General features: G+C 68.9%; 13 protein-coding genes. 5 read left to right on the top strand and 8 right to left on the bottom strand.

Going from position 1 to position 17,218, the window contains the following annotated elements; genetic code table 11:
- Positions 1-26: 26 nt before the first annotated feature.
- Entirely contained in the window at positions 27-800 is a 774-nt protein-coding gene (locus FMM06_RS07045) for a hypothetical protein (RefSeq protein WP_144236569.1), read from the bottom strand.
- Positions 801-905: 105 nt separating this feature from the next.
- The gene (locus tag FMM06_RS07040; protein WP_144236568.1) at positions 906-2,237 is read right to left on the bottom strand and encodes a dihydroorotase; all 1,332 of its coding nucleotides are present in this window, start codon (positions 2,235-2,237) and stop codon (positions 906-908) included.
- A gap of 47 nt (positions 2,238-2,284) precedes the next feature.
- Between FMM06_RS07040 and ygfZ the strand changes: the two genes are divergently transcribed.
- Both ygfZ and FMM06_RS07030 read left to right on the top strand, forming a co-directional pair.
- Positions 2,285-3,061: a CAF17-like 4Fe-4S cluster assembly/insertion protein YgfZ gene (gene ygfZ, locus FMM06_RS07035; protein WP_144236567.1), complete on the top strand. Its 777-nt coding sequence runs from the start codon at positions 2,285-2,287 to the stop codon at positions 3,059-3,061.
- Between the two features lie 33 nt (positions 3,062-3,094).
- Positions 3,095-4,297 (top strand): mechanosensitive ion channel family protein, encoded by a 1,203-nt coding sequence (locus FMM06_RS07030; protein WP_235889131.1) that lies wholly within the window; start codon positions 3,095-3,097, stop codon positions 4,295-4,297.
- A gap of 12 nt (positions 4,298-4,309) precedes the next feature.
- Here the strand turns inward: FMM06_RS07030 and putA are convergent, their stop codons facing one another.
- A complete protein-coding gene (gene putA / locus FMM06_RS07025; protein WP_144236566.1) occupies positions 4,310-7,324 on the bottom strand; it encodes a bifunctional proline dehydrogenase/L-glutamate gamma-semialdehyde dehydrogenase PutA in 3,015 nt (1,004 codons plus the stop codon).
- Between the two features lie 37 nt (positions 7,325-7,361).
- Positions 7,362-8,639: a hypothetical protein gene (locus tag FMM06_RS07020; RefSeq protein ID WP_144236565.1), complete on the bottom strand. Its 1,278-nt coding sequence runs from the start codon at positions 8,637-8,639 to the stop codon at positions 7,362-7,364.
- 101 nt (positions 8,640-8,740) lie between these two features.
- Here FMM06_RS07020 and FMM06_RS07015 point away from each other — a divergent pair, with 101 nt between their 5' ends.
- The 3 genes from FMM06_RS07015 to FMM06_RS07005 are packed head-to-tail and all read left to right on the top strand — an operon-like array spanning position 8,741 to position 10,952.
- On the top strand, positions 8,741-9,199 hold the full coding sequence (locus FMM06_RS07015) for a MaoC family dehydratase (protein ID WP_144236564.1): 459 nt from the start codon (positions 8,741-8,743) through the stop codon (positions 9,197-9,199).
- Positions 9,196-9,765 (top strand): carboxymuconolactone decarboxylase family protein, encoded by a 570-nt coding sequence (locus tag FMM06_RS07010; protein ID WP_207790252.1) that lies wholly within the window; start codon positions 9,196-9,198, stop codon positions 9,763-9,765. The genes FMM06_RS07015 and FMM06_RS07010 overlap by 4 nt, the downstream gene beginning before the upstream one ends.
- Positions 9,766-9,776: 11 nt before the next feature.
- A complete protein-coding gene (locus tag FMM06_RS07005; RefSeq protein WP_144236563.1) occupies positions 9,777-10,952 on the top strand; it encodes an acetyl-CoA C-acyltransferase in 1,176 nt (391 codons plus the stop codon).
- Between the two features lie 134 nt (positions 10,953-11,086).
- Here FMM06_RS07005 and folP read toward each other — a convergent pair whose 3' ends face one another.
- From folP to FMM06_RS06985, 4 genes are all read right to left on the bottom strand, one after another.
- Positions 11,087-11,902 (bottom strand): dihydropteroate synthase, encoded by an 816-nt coding sequence (gene folP / locus FMM06_RS07000; protein WP_235889128.1) that lies wholly within the window; start codon positions 11,900-11,902, stop codon positions 11,087-11,089.
- Between the two features lie 123 nt (positions 11,903-12,025).
- Complete coding sequence (locus FMM06_RS06995) at positions 12,026-14,095, bottom strand: M13 family metallopeptidase (protein ID WP_144236562.1); 2,070 nt, start codon at positions 14,093-14,095, stop codon at positions 12,026-12,028.
- A 68-nt stretch (positions 14,096-14,163) separates the two neighbouring features.
- A complete protein-coding gene (locus FMM06_RS06990) occupies positions 14,164-16,032 on the bottom strand; it encodes a CocE/NonD family hydrolase (protein WP_144236561.1) in 1,869 nt (622 codons plus the stop codon).
- An 18-nt stretch (positions 16,033-16,050) separates the two neighbouring features.
- Complete coding sequence (locus FMM06_RS06985; RefSeq protein ID WP_144236560.1) at positions 16,051-17,130, bottom strand: DNA-methyltransferase; 1,080 nt, start codon at positions 17,128-17,130, stop codon at positions 16,051-16,053.
- Between the last annotated feature and the right edge of the window lie 88 nt (positions 17,131-17,218).

The following is a 17,218-nucleotide window of genomic DNA, read 5'->3' as shown; positions in this document are numbered from 1 at the left end:
ATAGGTGCGGCGGGCGGGTACTCGTGTCACGCTGCCGCGGGTCGGGCCCTGTCGCCAGGTGCCGTCCAGCCGGCGAACACCGTCGCGCCTCCTATCGCCAGCCCGAGTGCCATCAAAGCCGGCAGCGGCACCGGAGCGAGCGCTTCGAACGCGGCGCGCCACGTCGCGCTCGCGCCCACAGTCTCGAATGTCACGATTTGGACGACGACCACCGCGAAGGCCACCGCCCACGGTCGGCCGATGCGCGGATCGCGCCGCCATAGCCAAAGCGCGAACAGCCCGAAGACGACATACGCAAGCTGTACACCCGCGCCGAACAGCGGAAAATCCTGCGGTCCCTTGATGGTCAGGCCCGGAACTGTCTGGTTGACGATGCGGCCGAGGACCGGACCGGCCAGCGGCAGCGCGGTCGAAAGCATATAGCCGGCGTGGAGCCGGACGTTGCGCCGGTGCCGCAGCGCCATGCCCGCCGCATAGAGCACCGCGCCGAACGCCAGCATGTCGATCCACCCGAGCGGCGCGCCCCACAGCTCGTAAAAGGGGTTGTCGCCGGCGGTGCCGACCGACATCGAGTGGGCGACACCCATCGCGCCGGCGGCAAACAGCGGTATCGCGACGAACGTTGCGCGTCCGACCGTGCGGTGCAGCGCGACCCGGGCCCGGTGCGGCGTATAGCTCTGCGCCAGCAGCAGCAGCATCCAAAGCGATGCCGTCAGCCCATGGATGTGAAAGCCAAGCGGGGCGGTGGGCAGGATCGCGAAATAGGAGCGCCAGAAGCCGAAGACCGTGGCGGCGATCAACGCCGCGATGAACAGCCAAGCGTGACGATATGGCATGCCTTACCCCCCTGCGGCTCCCTATCCGCCGCCCTTGCAACTGCCCCGGTTGCCTGTTCCTGCGGTCAATCAGCTCCGCAGCGTCTCCTGAAACCGCAGCGGCTGCCCGTCGGCTTCGCCGATTAGCTCGGCGTCCCACATCACGCGGCGGCCGCGGATGACGGTGCCGACCGGGCGGCCGGTGAGGGTATCGCCCTCGAATGGCGACCAGCCGCAGCGGCTCGCGAGCCAGTCGCCGGTCACGGTCCAGCGCGCATTCAGGTCGACCACCGAGTAATCGGCGTCGAAGCCGACCGCGATGCGACCCTTGCCGACGAGCCCGAACAGCCGCACCGCGCCGGCGCTCGTCAGGTCGACGAGCCGTTCGAGGCTCAGCCGTCCCGCTGCCATGTGGTCGAGCAGCAGCGGCAGCAGGGTCTGCACCCCCGGCATTCCCGACGGCGACTTGGGATACTCCTGCGCTTTTTCCTCGATCGTGTGCGGTGCGTGGTCGGAGCCGACGACGTCGGGCACCCCCTGCCCCAGCCACAGCCACAGGCCGTCGCGGTGCGCGCGGCTGCGGATCGGCGGGTTCATCTGGGCATAGGTGCCGAGGCGCGGATAGGCGTCCTCGCCCGCCAGCGTCAGGTGCTGCGGCGTCACCTCGCAGCTCGCGATGTCCTTGTTCGCACCAAGAAATTCGAGCTCGGCGGGCGTCGTGATGTGCAGCACGTGGATGCGCCGCTTCGCCGCGCGCGCCAGCCGCACGACGCGCTGCGTCGCGAGCATCGCGCTCTTGTCGTCGCGCCAGACGGGGTGGCTGCTCGGATCGCCCGCCACCCGCAGGCCCTCGCGGTCCTTCATCCGATACTCGTCCTCGGCATGAATCGCGACGCGACGCGTGCCGCTCGCCAGCACGCGCGCCAGCGTCGGGTCGTCGCTGACCAGCAGGTCGCCGGTCGAGGCGCCCATGAACACCTTGATGCCGCAGCAGCCAGGCAGTTTCTCGAGGCTGTCGAGGTGATCGGCGTTCGCTGCCGTCGCGCCGACGTAGAAGGCGTGGTCGCACCACATCCGGTTCTGCGCGCGGGCCAGCTTGTCGGCCAGCGCCTCGGGCGTGTCGGTGTTGGGCTTGGTGTTCGGCATCTCGAACACCGCCGTGACGCCGCCGAGCACCGCGGCGACGCTGCCGCTGGCGAGGTCCTCCTTGTGGTCGAGCCCGGGCTCGCGGAAATGCACCTGAGTGTCGATCACCCCGGGCAGGATGGTCAGGCCGGTGCAGTCCTGCACCTCGGCCGCGTCACCCGCGCCGCGCGCCAGCAGCGCCGCGGTCTTGCCCCCCGTCACCGCCAGATCGGCATCGACGAGACCACCCAGCGTATAGACGCGGGCGTTGCGGAGGATGAGATCGTAGCTAGCCATGCATGCTGCTCTACCCCCGCAGCGCGCTCGGGGCTATGGGAATGCGAATGCCCACCGCCCGCCTCACCGACCGCACCGTCCTCCGCATCGGCGGCCCCGACGCGAAGGATTTCCTGCAAGGGTTGCTGACCAACGACGTCACGGGCGCCCTGCCCGTCTATGCCGGGCTGCTGACCGCGCAGGGCAAGCACATCGTCGACATGATCGTCCACGAGGGTGGCGGCGAGCTGCTGCTCGATGTCGCCGCCAGCCATGCCGACGCGCTGGCGAAGCGGCTCGGCATGTACAAGCTGCGGCGCGACGTCACGATCGATGCCAGCGACGCCAGCGTCTTCGCGCGCTGGGCCGACCCCGCCGACGATTTCGGCGACCGGCCCTTCGACCCGCGGCTCGCGGCGTTGGGCGAACGCTGGCTGGGGTTCGAGGCGCGCACCACTGCGACGCCCGACCAATACGACGCGCACCGCCGCGCGCTCGGCGTGCCTAACACCGCCGAGATGGCCGACCTGCTGTGGCTCGAGACCAATGCCGACGAGCTGAACGGCGTGTCGTTCACCAAGGGCTGCTATGTCGGGCAGGAGAACACCGCGCGGATGCACCACCGCGACAAGCTTCGCCGCCGCCTGATGCCCGTGAAATTATCCGGACCGGCGAGCGACGAGCCGATCATGGCGGGCAGCGTCGCGGCCGGCGACCTGCGCTCACGCGCCGGTGATCTGGGCATTGCGTATCTTCGGATGGAGCATGCCGAGACCCCGCTGACGCAGGGTGGCGCGCCGGTCGCGCTGCTCTGGCCGGGGTGGCTGGACCGTCAGGCGGGATGAGCCGAGCCCCGCAACGCGCTGAAAATCGTTAAGATGTTCGACATGAATGCCCAGCCCCGCATCGCCGAGACGCTGATCGACCTGCCCGGTCAGATCCGCGTCCTGACCGCGCAGACCTTTCAATGGGTCCGTACCGACAGCCTGACCGCTGCGATCGGTGCGGGCAGCGCGGCACTGCTGTATCTGATCTTCGTCGGTATCCGCCTGGGTGTCTGCCGCTGGCTCGGCGAGGGCCACGACATCGCCAGCTGGCGGGGGTTCGTGCGCCGCATGGTCGGGCGGACACGCAGCTTCTTCCTCGCGGCGCTGGCGGTCAAACTCGTCGTCCGCGGCATCGCCCCGCCGGGCACGCTCGCCGACGTCGTTTCCTTCATTTTCACCGTCGCCGCCGCCTTCCAGGGCGCGATCTGGGTCCGCGAACTCATCCTCGGGCTGGTCGCGCGGCGGGCGGCGGCGAGTGCCGAGGACCATAGTTCGCTGGCCTCGGCGATGGGCATCATCACGGTGCTGGTGAACGTCGTGGTCTGGTCGGTCGCGGCGATCCTCGTGCTCGACAATTTGAACGTCAACGTGACGGGCCTTGTCGCGGGTCTCGGCGTCGGCGGCATCGCGATCGGACTCGCGGCGCAGGGCATCTTCGGCGACCTGTTCGCGGCACTCGCGATCCTGTTCGACCGCCCTTTCCGCGTCGGCGACCAGATCAAGTTCGGCGACGTCCAGGGCGATGTCGAGGCGATCGGGCTGAAGACCGTGCGCATCCGCGCGCTGACCGGCGAACAGGTGATCATCTCGAACTCCGAGCTGCTCAAGCTGCAGATCGCCAACCAGCGCCGCATTCTCGAACGCCGCGTCGTGCTGCAGATCGGCGTGATCTACCAGACCACGCCCGACCAGCTCGACGCGATCCCAAGCGAGATCGAGGCGATCATCCGCGCCCGCGAGCATTGCCGCTTCGACCGCGCGCATTTCTTCCGGTTCGGCGACTCGTCGCTCGACTTCGAGATCGTCTTCCACGTCACCGTGCCCGAATATAATGTGCTGATGACCGAGCGTCACGTCATCGGCCTCGCGATGATCCGACGCTTCGCCGAAATGGGCGTCGAGTTCGCCTATCCTACGCAGACGAGCTTCACGGCCGGCCTCGACGGAAAGGCGATCGATCCGCGCGAACTGGTGCCGAGCAGCGGCGACGCCGAGCCCGAACGACCAGAGCGATCGGCCGGAAGCCCCGCGTAAGGCCGCTCGGCGTCAGATCCCGCCGACGTCCTCGATCGACAGGAGCGAGGCGTTGCCGCCCGCACTCGTCGTGTCGGTCGAAACCGTTCGCTCGGTCGCGAAGCGCAGCAGATAGTGCGGCCCGCCCGCCTTGAAGCCGGTACCCGACAGGCCCTCGCCGCCGAACGGCTGGCTGCCGACCACCGCGCCGATCATCGAGCGATTGACGTACAGGTTGCCGACCTTGGCCGCGCAGGCGACGCGCTCGGCGGTACTGGCGATGCGGCTGTGCAGGCCCATCGTCAGCCCGAAGCCGGTCGCGTTGACTGCGGCGAGTGTCGCGTCGAGCTCGCCCGCCTTCCAGGTGACGACGTGCAGGACGGGGCCGAACCACTCCTGCTTGAGGTCGGCGATGCGGTCGAGGCGAATGATCGTCGGCGGCACGATGCCGGGATGCTCGGTGCTCAGCGCGTGAACCCAGCGCGCCTTTTGCGACTGGCGGTAGGTTTCGAGGCGTTCGTAGGCGGCGGCGTCGATGACCGGGCCGACGTCGGTGCGCGGGTCGCCGGCCTCGCCCAGCACCAGCGTGTCCATCGCGCCGCCCAGCATGTGCAGGGTCTTCTCGGCGATATCCTCCTGCAGCAGCAGAAGCCGGAGTGCCGAGCAGCGCTGCCCCGCCGAGCGGAAGGCGCTCGTCACGACGTCGGCGACGACCTGTTCGGGCAGCGCGGTCGAATCGACGATCATGGCGTTGATGCCGCCGGTCTCGGCGATCAACGGCACGAGGGGGCGCGAGTCGTCCTCCAGCAGCGTCCGCGCGATGGCGCGGGCGGTGGCGGTCGATCCGGTGAAGGCGACGCCCTGGATGCGCGGGTCGGCGACGAGCGCGCGGCCGGCTTCGGCGCCGCCGAGCACCAGCGCCAGCGCGTCCTCGGGGATCCCCGCAGCATGCGCGAGGACGACTGCGGCCGCCGCGATCTTCGGCGTCTGCGGCGCCGGCTTGGCCAGCACCGGATTGCCCGCGACGAAGGCTGCCGCGACCTGGCCGATGAAGATCGCCAGCGGGAAATTCCACGGCGCGACGCACGCGAACGGCCCGCGCGCCGCCAGTCGCAGCTCGTTGCGCTCGCCGGTCGGCCCGGGCAGCAGCACGGGCGCGAAGTCGGTCCGCGCCCGGATTGCGTAGTAGCGGCAGAAATCGACCGCCTCGCGCACTTCGGCGAGCGCATCGGGGATCGTCTTCTTCGCCTCGCGGACGCACAGCGCCATCAGCGGGATGCGATCGGCCTCGATCAGGTCGGCGAGGCGTTCGAGGATGGCGGCGCGGTCCTCGACCGACAGTTTCGCGAGGCCGTCCGCAACTTCGGCCCGCTGCAGCAGCGCGCCCACTTCGACATTGGCGTAGCGGTCATGCGCATCCTTGACTGTCGTGCGCTTGCCGAACAGCGCGTCGGCCTCGTCGAACGCCAATATGTCGGCGCTAGTCGCCGCGAGCGTGTCGGCATCCGCCAGATCGAGTCCGCTCGAATTGATCCGCCCCGGAAAGATGTCGCGCGGCAGCGGGATCGACGGGTGTGCGCTCCCCCCGACGCTGGCGATCTTCACCGCCGGGTCCGCCAGCAGGTCGGCGTCGCTGACGCTCGCATCCGCCAGCTGGTGCACGAAGCTCGAATTCGCGCCGTTCTCGAGCAAACGCCGAACCAGATACGCCAGCAGGTCGCGGTGCCCGCCGACCGGCGCATAGGTGCGGCAGGCGTACCCGCCCTCGCGGACGGCGCGCTCGAACAGCCCCTCGCCCATGCCGTGTAGGCGCTGGAACTCGAAGCCTTCGGGCCCGCCCGCCCATTCCATGATCGTCGCGACGGTCAGCGCATTGTGCGTCGCGAACGCCGGCAGGATGTTGGGCGCGTCGAGCATCGCCTTCGCACACGCCAGGTACGACACGTCGGTCGCCGCCTTGCGCGTGAACAGCGGATAGTCGGGGAGGCCCGCCTCCTGCGTCCGCTTGATCTCGCTGTCCCAGTACGCGCCCTTGACGAGGCGGACCATCAGGCGGCGCCCGGTGCCCGCACCCAGCGCCTGCGCCCAGTCGACGACGGCGCGCGCGCGCTTGCCGTACGCCTGCGCGGCCATGCCGAAGCCGTCCCAGCCCTTCAGGTCGGGGAGCGCCGCGACGGTCGCGATGATGTCGAGGCTCATGTCGAGCCGCTCGCTCTCCTCGGCGTCGACGGTCAGCCCGATGCCGGCGCGTGCCGCCTCGCTCGCGAGCTCGTGGAGCATCGCGGTCAGCTCGGGCACGCAGGTGTCGGCGTGCGCGGTCTCGTAGCGCGGGTGCAGCGCCGACAGCTTGACCGAGATCGAATGGCCGCCGCCGATCTTCGATGCTCCGACCGAGCGGATCGCCGCCTTGTAGCTCTCGAAATAGCGCGCGCCGTCCTCGCGGGTGCGCGCTGCCTCGCCCAGCATGTCGAAGCTCGCAGTGAAGCCCTTGGCCTCGGGCTCGGCGGCGCGCGCCATCGCCTCGTCAATCGTCCGGCCCATGACGAAGACCTGCCCCATCATCCGCATCGCGGCACCGACCGCAGTCCGGACAAAGGGTTCGCCGGTGCGGTTGATTAGCCGCTTGAGCACCGACGCCCGCCCGCCCTCGCCCACCACGGCGCGCGTCAGCACGAGGCCCCAGGTCGCCGAATTGACCAGCAGCGAGTCGGACTTGCCGCTGTGCGCCGCCCAGTCCGCGCCGCCGATCTTGTCGCGGATCAGCAGGTCGGCGGTCTCGCTGTCGGGCACGCGCAGGAACGCCTCCGCGAGGCTGAGCAGCGCGATCCCCTCCTGCGTGTTGAGGCGGTACTGGTGCAGGAAGCGGTTGACCCACCCCTCCCCCTGCGCGGCGCGCAGGTCGGCGAGCAGACCCAGCGCGCGGCCCTCGACCCGCTCGCGAGTGACGGCGTCGAGCGTCGCGGCGGGCAGCAGCGCGCGCATCACGGCGGGCTCGGCGGCGCGGTGGAGGGTGCGCATCTGCGCGCGGGCGGCGGTCAGGCTGGTCATGGCGCGCGGTCTAGCCGCCCGGCGACACGAGCGAAAGTCAGCGGCGCAGGTCGGCGGTGGTCGTCGGCTCGGAAAGCAGGCGGGTCATCGCCGACCAGCGCGCCGCGTCGTCGGGGCCCGCGGCCTCGACGGTCGCGCGCACCATGTCGCGGCCCAGCCCATAGTTGATGACGTAGCTGCGATAGGTCTCGGTGAACTTCAACGATTTCTCGGCGCGCACCGGCGACAGCAGCAGGTATTTCTGCGTGAGCGCGAGCGCCGTCGCGCGGTCGATGCGCCCGTCGAGATAGTCGCGCGCGATCACGAAGCGCGCCCCCGACAGCCGGTCGATCGCGGCGTTGAGCGCAGCGAAGCGCGGCGCCTCGGCAGCCTCCAGCCCCGCCAGCGGATACAGCACGCGTACCTCGAACGCCGCGCGCTCGGCGGGCGGCAGGGTCAGGTCGATGCCGTAGTTGGCGCTGCCCTCGGCCAGTAGCGACATCGGGCTGTACAGCGGATAGACGGTGAACTCGGTCCAGCCGCGCTTCTTCGACAGCTCGCGCTCGAGCAGCACGTTGTAGACGTGATGCCCCGGATAGCCCTCGTGGCACCCCAGATCGACCGCGCGGTCGATGTAGATCGGCAGGTCGGTGTTGATCTGGATGAGGCTAGTGTCGTTGCCCTTATAGTAGTTGTACCCGCCCCACGGCTTGGCGGTGACGAGTTCGAGGGTGAATTTCTCGGTCGCCGGCAGCGGGATGTGGGCGACAGTGCGGCGGCGGCACTCGGCGGTCGCGGCGCGCATCACCGCGTCGACCTTGGCGGGCGGGATGACGAAACGCTCGCGATAGGTGTCGATGCGCTGCCACAGCGGGCCGTCGCCGGGCACCAGCGCGTCGATGTCGGCGAGCAGCGGATCGAAGCTCGCCAGCGGCGGCAGCACGGGCCGCACCCCGAACAACCGCTCGGCCTCGTCGTCGAAGCTGAACTTCACCCCCGCGTTCATCGCCAGCCTCGTCTCGGCCGCGGTCAGCTGCCCGACCAGCGCGGCGCGCCGCCGCGCCTCGAAGGGGCTGAGTGCCTTGGCATCGACCGACAGCGCGCGTGCTTTCAGCGCCGTCGCTGCCGTCCGCAACTCGGCGACGGTGCGCGGCTTCGCCTTCGCCGCTGCCGCCCAATCCGCCGGACCGTAATAGGCGTCGACATAGCCCGGCTCGCGTTCCCCGGCTTCGAGCGTCAGCTGCACGTAATCGCGCGCGATCGCATCGAGCGGCGCCGGCGACGGCACAGCAGCTAGGGTGAGCAGCGTCAGCGCCGCGAGCCGGATCCTGGACATGGTGACTGGCTAGCGGGCATGGCCGCGATACTCAACCAGCCCCGGTTGACGCGCGCGTCACCCTTCGCCAATGCTGCCTCAAAATATCGGGGAGAGAGACCATGCGAACCGCCGTACCGCTGGACGATTATCGCGCGATGGTGGGGACCGAGGTCGGGGTGTCCGACTGGGTGCTCGTCGACCAGGCGCGCATCGACGCCTTTGCCGAGGTGACCGGCGACCATCAGTTCATCCACGTGAACCCCGAGCTTGCGGCGCAGACGCCGTTCGGCACGACGATCGCGCACGGATACCTGACGCTCAGCCTGTGCTCGGTCTTCGCCTATGGCGCGATGCCGGCGGTCGAGGGGGTCAAGATGGGGGTCAACTATGGCCTCAACAAAGTCCGCTTCATGGCCCCGGTGAAGTCTGGCAAGCGCGTCCGCGGCCGCTTCACGCTGACCGACGTGACCCAGCGCCCCGACACCGCGTGGCAGTCGACCGTCGCGGTCACAGTCGAGATCGAGGGCGAGACTAAGCCCGCGCTCGCCGCCGAGTGGCTGACCCTGGTCTACATGTGAGCCGCATCGGCACCCTGCAGAAGCCGTATCCGGAGGCGTTCGCCGCCGCGATGGCCGCGACCATGCCGCCCGGCGCCGAGCCGCTTCAGCTGTTCACCACCATCGCGCAGAGCCCGCGGGCGTGGGAGAAGTTCGCCGGCGGGTCGTTGCTGGCGCGCGGGCCGCTTCCCTTGCGCGGCCGCGAGATCGTCATCCTGCGGACCACCGCGCGGACGGCGTGCGAGTATGAGTGGGGCATTCACGTCAATGCCTTCGCGCCAAAGGCTCAGCTGACGCCCGAACAGATCGTGTCGACCGTCACCGGCTGGGCCGCGGACGGCAACTGGGCGGACAACGAGGCGGCGCTGATCTGCGCGGTCGACTCGCTGCTGACCGACAAGAAGCTGACCGACGACGAGCACAAGGCGCTGGCAGCGCACTACGACGCCGCGCAGCAGCTCGAGGTCGTCCAGCTGGTGGCCTTCTATCACGGCGTCGCGCTGATCTGCGGCGCGTTCGACATTCCCCTCGAGGCGGGCGCGGCCCGTTTCCCCCCACAGGGCGCAAGCCCGCCCAACAAAAGCTGAGGATCCAGCCCATGCGTGAAGCCGTCATCGTCGCGACCGCCCGCACCCCGATCGGCAAGGCCTATCGCGGCGCGCTCAACGCCTCGCCGCCGCCGCTGCTCGGGGGTCATGCCATCAAGCACGCCGTCGCGCGCGCCGGAGTCGAGGGTGCCGAGGTCGACGACGTCGTGTGGGGTGCCTCGCTGACCCAGGGCGGCCAGTCGCCCAACCTCGCGCGCCTCGCACTGCTGCGCGCCGGGCTGCCGACCTCGGTCAGCGGCATGACGATGGACCGCCAGTGCGGATCGGGCCTGATGGCGATCGCGACCGCCGCCAAGCAGGTCATCGTCGACGGCATGAACATCGTCGTCGGCGGCGGGCAGGATTCTATCTCGATGGTGCAGACGCCCAAGATGCGCGTCGACCCCGACCTCGGCCTGATGCAGATGGTGCCCAACATCTACATGCCGATGATCGACACCGCCGAGACGGTAGCCAAGCGCTACAACATCAGCCGCGACCGGCAGGACGAGTACAGCTACCGCAGCCAGATGCGTACCGCCGCCGCCCAGCAGGCTGGCAAGTTCGACGACGAGATCGTGCCGCTGACCGCGCAGATGGGCATGCAGAACAAGGAAACCGGCGAGATCACCATGCACGAGGTGACGCTGTCGAAGGACGAGGGAAACCGCCCCGAGACGACGCTGGAGGGGCTGAAGGGCCTCAAGCCCGTGCGCGAAGGCGGCGTGATCACCGCGGGCAATGCCTCGCAGCTGTCGGACGGCGCGAGCGCCAGCGTCATCATGGAGGCCGGCGAAGCCGCGCGGCGCGGGCTGACCCCGCTGGGTGCCTATCGCGGCATGGCGGCGGCGGGCCTCGACCCCGACGAGATGGGCATCGGGCCGATCTACGCGATCCCCAAGCTGCTCAAGGCAAACGGCCTGACGATCGACGACATCGACCTGTGGGAGCTGAACGAGGCGTTCGCAGTGCAGGTGCTGCACTGCGCCGACGTGCTCGGGATCGACCAGGAGAAATTGAACGTCAACGGCGGCGCGATCTCGGTCGGGCATCCGTACGGCATGTCGGGCGCGCGCCTGACCGGCCACGCGCTGATCGAGGGCAAGCGGCGCGGGGCGAAATATGTCGTGGTGACGATGTGCGTCGGTGGCGGCATGGGTGCGGCTGGGTTGTTCGAGGTCTACTGAAGCGCGGCCGAGCGTAAGTCGAAATTTGCCCTTCGCGAATTTCGACTTACGCGCGGACTCGCGCGAAGTCGGCCGGCGGAGCGGCGGCCCAACGCCGCCGCCCGTCCGACGGCGCGGCTTTGCCGCGACGCCCGCTACCCCCGCAGCGCCTCCCAAACGCGCAAAGCCTGCACCGTCTCGGCAACGTCGTGCACGCGAACCCAAGCACACCCCGTCGCCGCGCCATGCAGCGCCAGCGCGAGGCTCCCCGGCAGGCGGTCGGGCGTCTCGGCCCCCGTCAGTTTCCCGATCAGCGCCTTCCGGCTCGCCCCGAGCATGACCGGCGCGATCTCGCCAAGGGTTCTAAGGCCTCGCAGCAGCGCGAGATTATGGTCCAGCGTCTTCCCGAAGCCGATGCCCGGATCGACCGTGATGTTTGTCCGGACAATCCCGGCTGCAACGCACGCCTCGACCCGTTCTGCCAGCCAGTCGCCGACCTCGCGCACGACGTCGCCATAGGCAGGCGCCACCTGCATCGTCGCCGGCGTGCCGACCATGTGCATCAGGACCACGCCGCAACCACGCGCCGCGACCAGCGATAAGGCGGCCGGATCGTGCGTCAGCGCCGAGACGTCGTTGACGAGGCTTGCACCATGGTCGAGCGCGTACGCCATCACCGCGGCGCGGCGCGTGTCGATGCTGAACGGCACCTGCCCGCCCAGCGCATCGATGACGGGGGCGACGCGCGCCAGTTCCTCGGCTTCGGAGACGAAGGGCGCCCCGGGCCGGGTCGACTCGCCGCCGATGTCGACCATCGCGGCACCTGCGGCGATCATGACGTGCGCGGCGTCTGCGGCTTGCGCGACCGAAGCGAAGCGACCGCCGTCGGAGAAGCTGTCGGGGGTGAGGTTGAGGATGCCGAGGACGCGGGGGGTCATCGCGGTGGCATACCCGAAGAAGCGTCGCAGCAAAGCCGCGCCGTCGGACGGGCGGCGGCAACGGGCCGCCGCTCCGCCGGCCGGGCTGGCGCGAGTCCGCGCCGAAGTGAAAATTCGCTGCGCAAATTTACCCTTCGGCGCCGGCCGCGCTGCGCCTCACCAAACCCTGATCCGCTCGGCCGGGCTCAGATACAACGCCTCCCCCCGCTTCGACGGGAACGCCGCATACCAGGCGTCGATGTTGCGCACGACGTTCGGCCGCAGGAAGCCCGCGGTGTGCGGGTCGGTGGTCGTCTGCTGCAGCAGCGCGGCATCGCGGTACTTCTGCCGCCAGACCTGCGCGAAGCCCAGGAAGAAGCGCTGGTCGCCGGTGTAGCCGTCGATGACGCGCGCCGGCTTGCCGTTGAGCGACTTCCTGTAGGCATCGTACGCGATGGTGATGCCCGCGAGGTCGGCCATGTTCTCGCCCAGCGTCAGCTCGCCGTTGACGTGCAGGCCGGGCAGCGGCTCGTAGGCGGCGTACTGCTTGACGACCTTGTCGGTCAGCGCGGTGAAGCGCTTGACGTCTTCCTTGGTCCACCACTCGCTCAGCGTGCCGCGCTTGTCGAACTTGCGGCCCTGGTCGTCGAAATGGTGCGTGATCTCGTGCCCGATCACCGCGCCGATGCCGCCATAGTTCACCGCGTCGTCGGCATTGGGATCGAAGAACGGCGGCTGCAGGATCGCGGCCGGGAAGACGATCTCGTTCCACAGTGGGTTGGCGTAGGCGTTGACCGTCATTGGGGTCATGCCCCACTCGCTGCGGTCGATCGGCTTGCCGATCTTGTCGACCTCGCGCTGATACTCGAAGCGCGCCGAGCGCATCGCGTTGCCCAGCGCGTCGCCGCGGACGACGTCGAACTTCGAATAGTCGCGCCACTTGTCGGGGTAGCCGATCTTGGCGGTGAACACCGCGAGCTTGGCGCGCGCCTCGACGCGGGTCTTGGGGTCCATCCACTCGAGCTTCGACAGGCGCGCGTCCATCGCCGAGACGATGTTCTTGACCAGCTCGTCCGCCTTGGCCTTGGCAGCCGGCTTGAAATAGGTCGCGACGTAGAGCTTGCCCGCCGCCTCGCCCAGCGAGGCACTGGTCGCATCGACCGCGCGCTTCCAGCGCGGCTGGTTCTGCGGGGTGCCCGACAGCACGGTGCCGCTAAAGGCGAACTTGCGGTCGACGAACGCCTTGGGAAGCAGCGGCGCCCAGCGGTCGAGCGTGTGGAAGGTCAGGTACGCCTTCCAGGTGTCGAGCGGCACGGTCTCGACGAGCTTGCCGATGCCCTCGATCGCGCTGGGGTTGGCAACGGTCAGCTCGGGCTGGCCGTTGACGCCGGCGGCGGTCAGCAGTGCGGTCCAGTCGACGCCCTTGTACTTGTTCGGCAGCGCGGTGCGCGACACGGGGTTGTAGATCTTGTCGAGCTGGCGGCTCTCGACCTTGGTCCAGTGCGCCTTGGCGATCTGCACCTCGAGGTCATAGACGGCCTTGGCGGCGGCCGGGTCGGTGACGCCGCCCATACGCAGCAGGTCGGCGATATACGCCTGATACTTGGTGCGGATGTCGGCGAACTTCGGGTTCTTGTCGTCGAGGTAATAGTCGCGGTCGGGGAGGCCCAGCCCGCCCTGCCCGACGATCACCGTGTAGATCTCGGGGTTCTTCAGGTCCTGCAGCGGGCCGACGCCGATCGGCACGTCGGTGCCGTCGCGGTTCATGTCGCCCATCATGCGCGCCAGCGCCGTGCGGTCGCCGATCGCGGCGATCTCCGCCAGGCGCGGCGCCAGCGGGGTCAGGCCCTTCGCCTCGATCGCCGCCTCGTCGATGAAGCTGGCGTAGAAGTCGCCCACCTTCTGCCCGTCGCTGCCCGGCGCATGCTTGGTCTTGGCGGCGTTCTCGATGATGATCCGCGTCCGCTCCTGGCTCAGGTCGCGAAGCTTGGTGAACATGCCGTAGTTGGCGCGGTCGGCGGGAATTTCGAGCGTCTTGTAATAGCCGCCATTGGCGAAGCGGCCGAAGTCCTGACCCGGCGCCACGCTGCGGTCCATGCCGGCGGTATCGAACCCGAAGCTGCCGTAGGTGGGCTTGTTGGCAGCGGCGGTAGCAGCGACGCGTTTGACGGGCTTCTTCGTCGCAGCAACGACCGGCGCGCCGAGGGCCAGCGCGGCGGTGGCCGCGAACAGGGCGAATTTACGCATCGAGAACTCTCCGGAAAAGATTGTGCGGCTGTTTAACGTGCAGGTACCGTGCTAGCAATATAGGACAGTCAGTCCGGCACGACGGGCAAGATGATGGCGGTCGCCGCCGACCCGCCGCGCGACACCCGCTGCGTCGCCGCGATATAATCCGCCGGCTTGGCGTGGAAGATGTTGGGCACGAACTTCTGCGGGTTGCGGTCGTAGAGCGGGAACCAGCTCGACTGGATCTGCACCATGATGCGGTGGCCCGGCAGGAAGCGGTGGTTGGCATTGGGCAGCGCGAACTTGTAGCGTTGGACCTTGTTCGCGGGGATCGCGCTCGGCTTCTCGAAGCTGTTGCGATAGCGGCCGCGGAAGATCTCCATGCCTACACCCAGCTGATAGCCGCTCATCTCGACCTGCTCGATGTTCTCGTCGGGGTAGACGTCGATCAGCTTGACGACCCAGTCGCTGTCGGTGCCGCTGGTCGCAGCGTGCAGCTCGACGAGCGGTGCGCCGGCGATATGGACCGCTTTGGTCAGCGGCTCGGTGACGTAGGTCAGCACGTCGGTGCGCGTCGAGACGTTGCGCTGGTCGCTGACCAGCCACGGCCGCCAGACCTGACCGTCGTCGGCATTGCCGGGACGCGGCACGAAGGGCACCGGCTTGGCGGGGTCGGAGACATAGGCGTCGGCGCCGGCGGCCGGCTTGTCGAAGGTCAGCGTGAACTTCGGGCCGAGGTAGATCGGCGTCGGCGTGGCGTCGACGGGCGGCCATTGCGTGCTGCGCTGCCACTGGTTCGCGCCGGTCTGATAGGTCAACACGCGCGGGATGTCGGCGGCGGGCGGCTCGTCCTTCAGATATTTGTCGAGGAACGGCTTCATCGTACGCGTGCGGAACGCCAGCGCGGTATCCTCAGGGTATTTCAGCGGCCCCAGGTTGGTCGCGTCGTAATTGACCTGGCTGTGCCGCCACGGACCGATGACGAGGTGGAGCTTGTCGCCCGCCTTCGCCTGCAGCGCGTTCCACACGGCGGGGGCGCCGTAGCTGTCCTCCTGGTCCCACTGCCCGGTGACGAGCATCGTCGGCACCGTCATCTGGCGGCCGGCGAGCAGCTTGTCGACCGCCTGTCCCTGCCAATAGGCGTCGTAGGCAGGGTGCTCCATCAGCTTGCGCATGAAGGGCAACGCATCGAGCCCGTATCGGCGGACGTAATCACCCGCCGAATAGGGCAGGAAGCGCGCATAGCTGTCGTCGATGCCGGTCGGGATCAGCGTGTCGTCAGCCCTGGTCGCGGTCTGGCCGGCGATCCAGTCGACCATCGTCTGGCGGAAGGCGCCGTTGTGGAACCAGTCGTCGCCCATCCAGCCGTCGACCATCGGGCTCTGCGGCACCGCGGCCTTCAGCGCCGGGTGCGGATCGATCAGCGCCATCAGCGAGGTGAAGCCGGGGTAGGAGGATCCGGTGATGCCGACGCGGCCGTTGCTCTCGGGGACGTTCTTCACCAGCCAGTCGATCGTGTCGTACGCGTCGGTCGCGTGATCGACCGCGGTGGCGTTCAGCGGCCCGCGCAGGGGCCGGTTCACGACGTAATCGCCTTCCGACTTATACTTGCCGCGGACGTCCTGATAGACACGGATATAGCCGTCGCGGACGAACTCGGTATCGGCGACGGGCAGGATCGCCTCGATCTTTCCCGACGCGGTGCGGCTGGTCGCCTTGCCGGCGTTGTAGGGCGTGCGCGTCAGCAGGATCGGCGCACGCTTCGCACCGGCGGGCACGACGATGACGGTGTACAGCTTCACCCCGTCGCGCATCGGGATCATGATCTCGCGGCGCTCGTGGTCGCGCACCGCAGCCGGGAAGGCGAACTTCGCGCCCGTGATGTCGGGCTGCATGACCGGGGTCTGGGCGGCGGCGGGAGCGGCGAACAGCGCCGCGATAAGCAATGATTTCATGGAACTGTAGTGCGGCGGTCAGCCTGCGGACGCAACCCCCGTCGCGGCCCGGTAGGCGACGCGCTTGGCGTCTATGGCGACGAGGCCGCCGCCCTCCTCGACATGCCAATAGGTCCAGCCGTTGCACGCCGCGGCGCCCTCGGCGGCCGCGCCGATCTGGTGGATCGACCCGGCACGGCCGTCGCGCTCGACCGAGCCGTCGGCGCGGACCCGGGCGCGGTGGCGACGCCGCGCATCCCACAGTGTCGTGCCGGGGCGGATCATGCCCGTCTCGACCAGCGCGCCGAACGCCACGCGCGCCAGGCCGCGGGCGCCCTCGCTGACCGCCATGTCGCCGCCCGACAGCGGCAGCAGCCCGTCGATGCGCGCCTGCGCGACGGCCACATACTTCTCCTCGCGCTCGATGCCGATCCAGTCGCGGCCCAGCAGCTTGGCCACCGCGCCGGTCGTGCCGGTGCCGAAGAACGGATCGAGGACCACGTCGCCGGGCTCGGTGCACGCCAGCAGGACGCGGTACAGCAGCGCCTCGGGCTTCTGCGTCGGATGCGCCTTGGTGCCGCCCGACTTCAGCCGCTCGGCGCCCGTGCAGATCGGCAGCAGCCAGTCGCTGCGCATCTGCAGGTCCTCGTTCAGCGCCTTCATCGCGTGATAGTTGAAGCGGTAGCGCGCGGTTTCGGACTTGGCGCACCAGATCAGGGTCTCGTGCGCGTTGGTGAAGCGCGTGCCCTTGAAGTTGGGCATCGGGTTGGTCTTGCGCCAGACGATGTCGTTCAGCACCCAGAAGCCCAGGTCCTGCAGCGCCGCGCCGACCCGGAAGATGTTGTGGTAGCTGCCGATCGTCCAGATCGAGCCGTCGTCCTTCAGAACGCGGTGCGCCGCCGCCAGCCAGGCGCGGGTGAAGGCGTCGTATGCAGCGAAGCTGTCGAACTTGTCCCAGTCGTCGTCGACTGCGTCGACCTTGCCGCCCTCGGGCCGCAGCAGGTTGTGGTGGAGCTGAAGATTGTACGGCGGATCGGCGAAGATCAGGTCGACCGACTTCGCGGGCATGGCGTTCATCGCCGCGATGCAGTCGCCGGTGATGATGCGGTTCAATTCCATGGCGCCCCTGCCCTCTCGCCGCAGGCATGAATCATGCAGGAGTCGCCCGTCAATCGCGTTGCGGAAACGTCATGAATCAGTGGCTTGC

Source organism: Glacieibacterium frigidum, from assembly GCF_007097155.1.
In the GTDB taxonomy this organism is placed as follows: Bacteria; Pseudomonadota; Alphaproteobacteria; order Sphingomonadales; family Sphingomonadaceae; genus Glacieibacterium; species Glacieibacterium frigidum.
The sequence above is the reverse complement of the archived record's forward strand: the minus strand, read 5'-3'. Positions and strand labels throughout refer to the sequence as shown.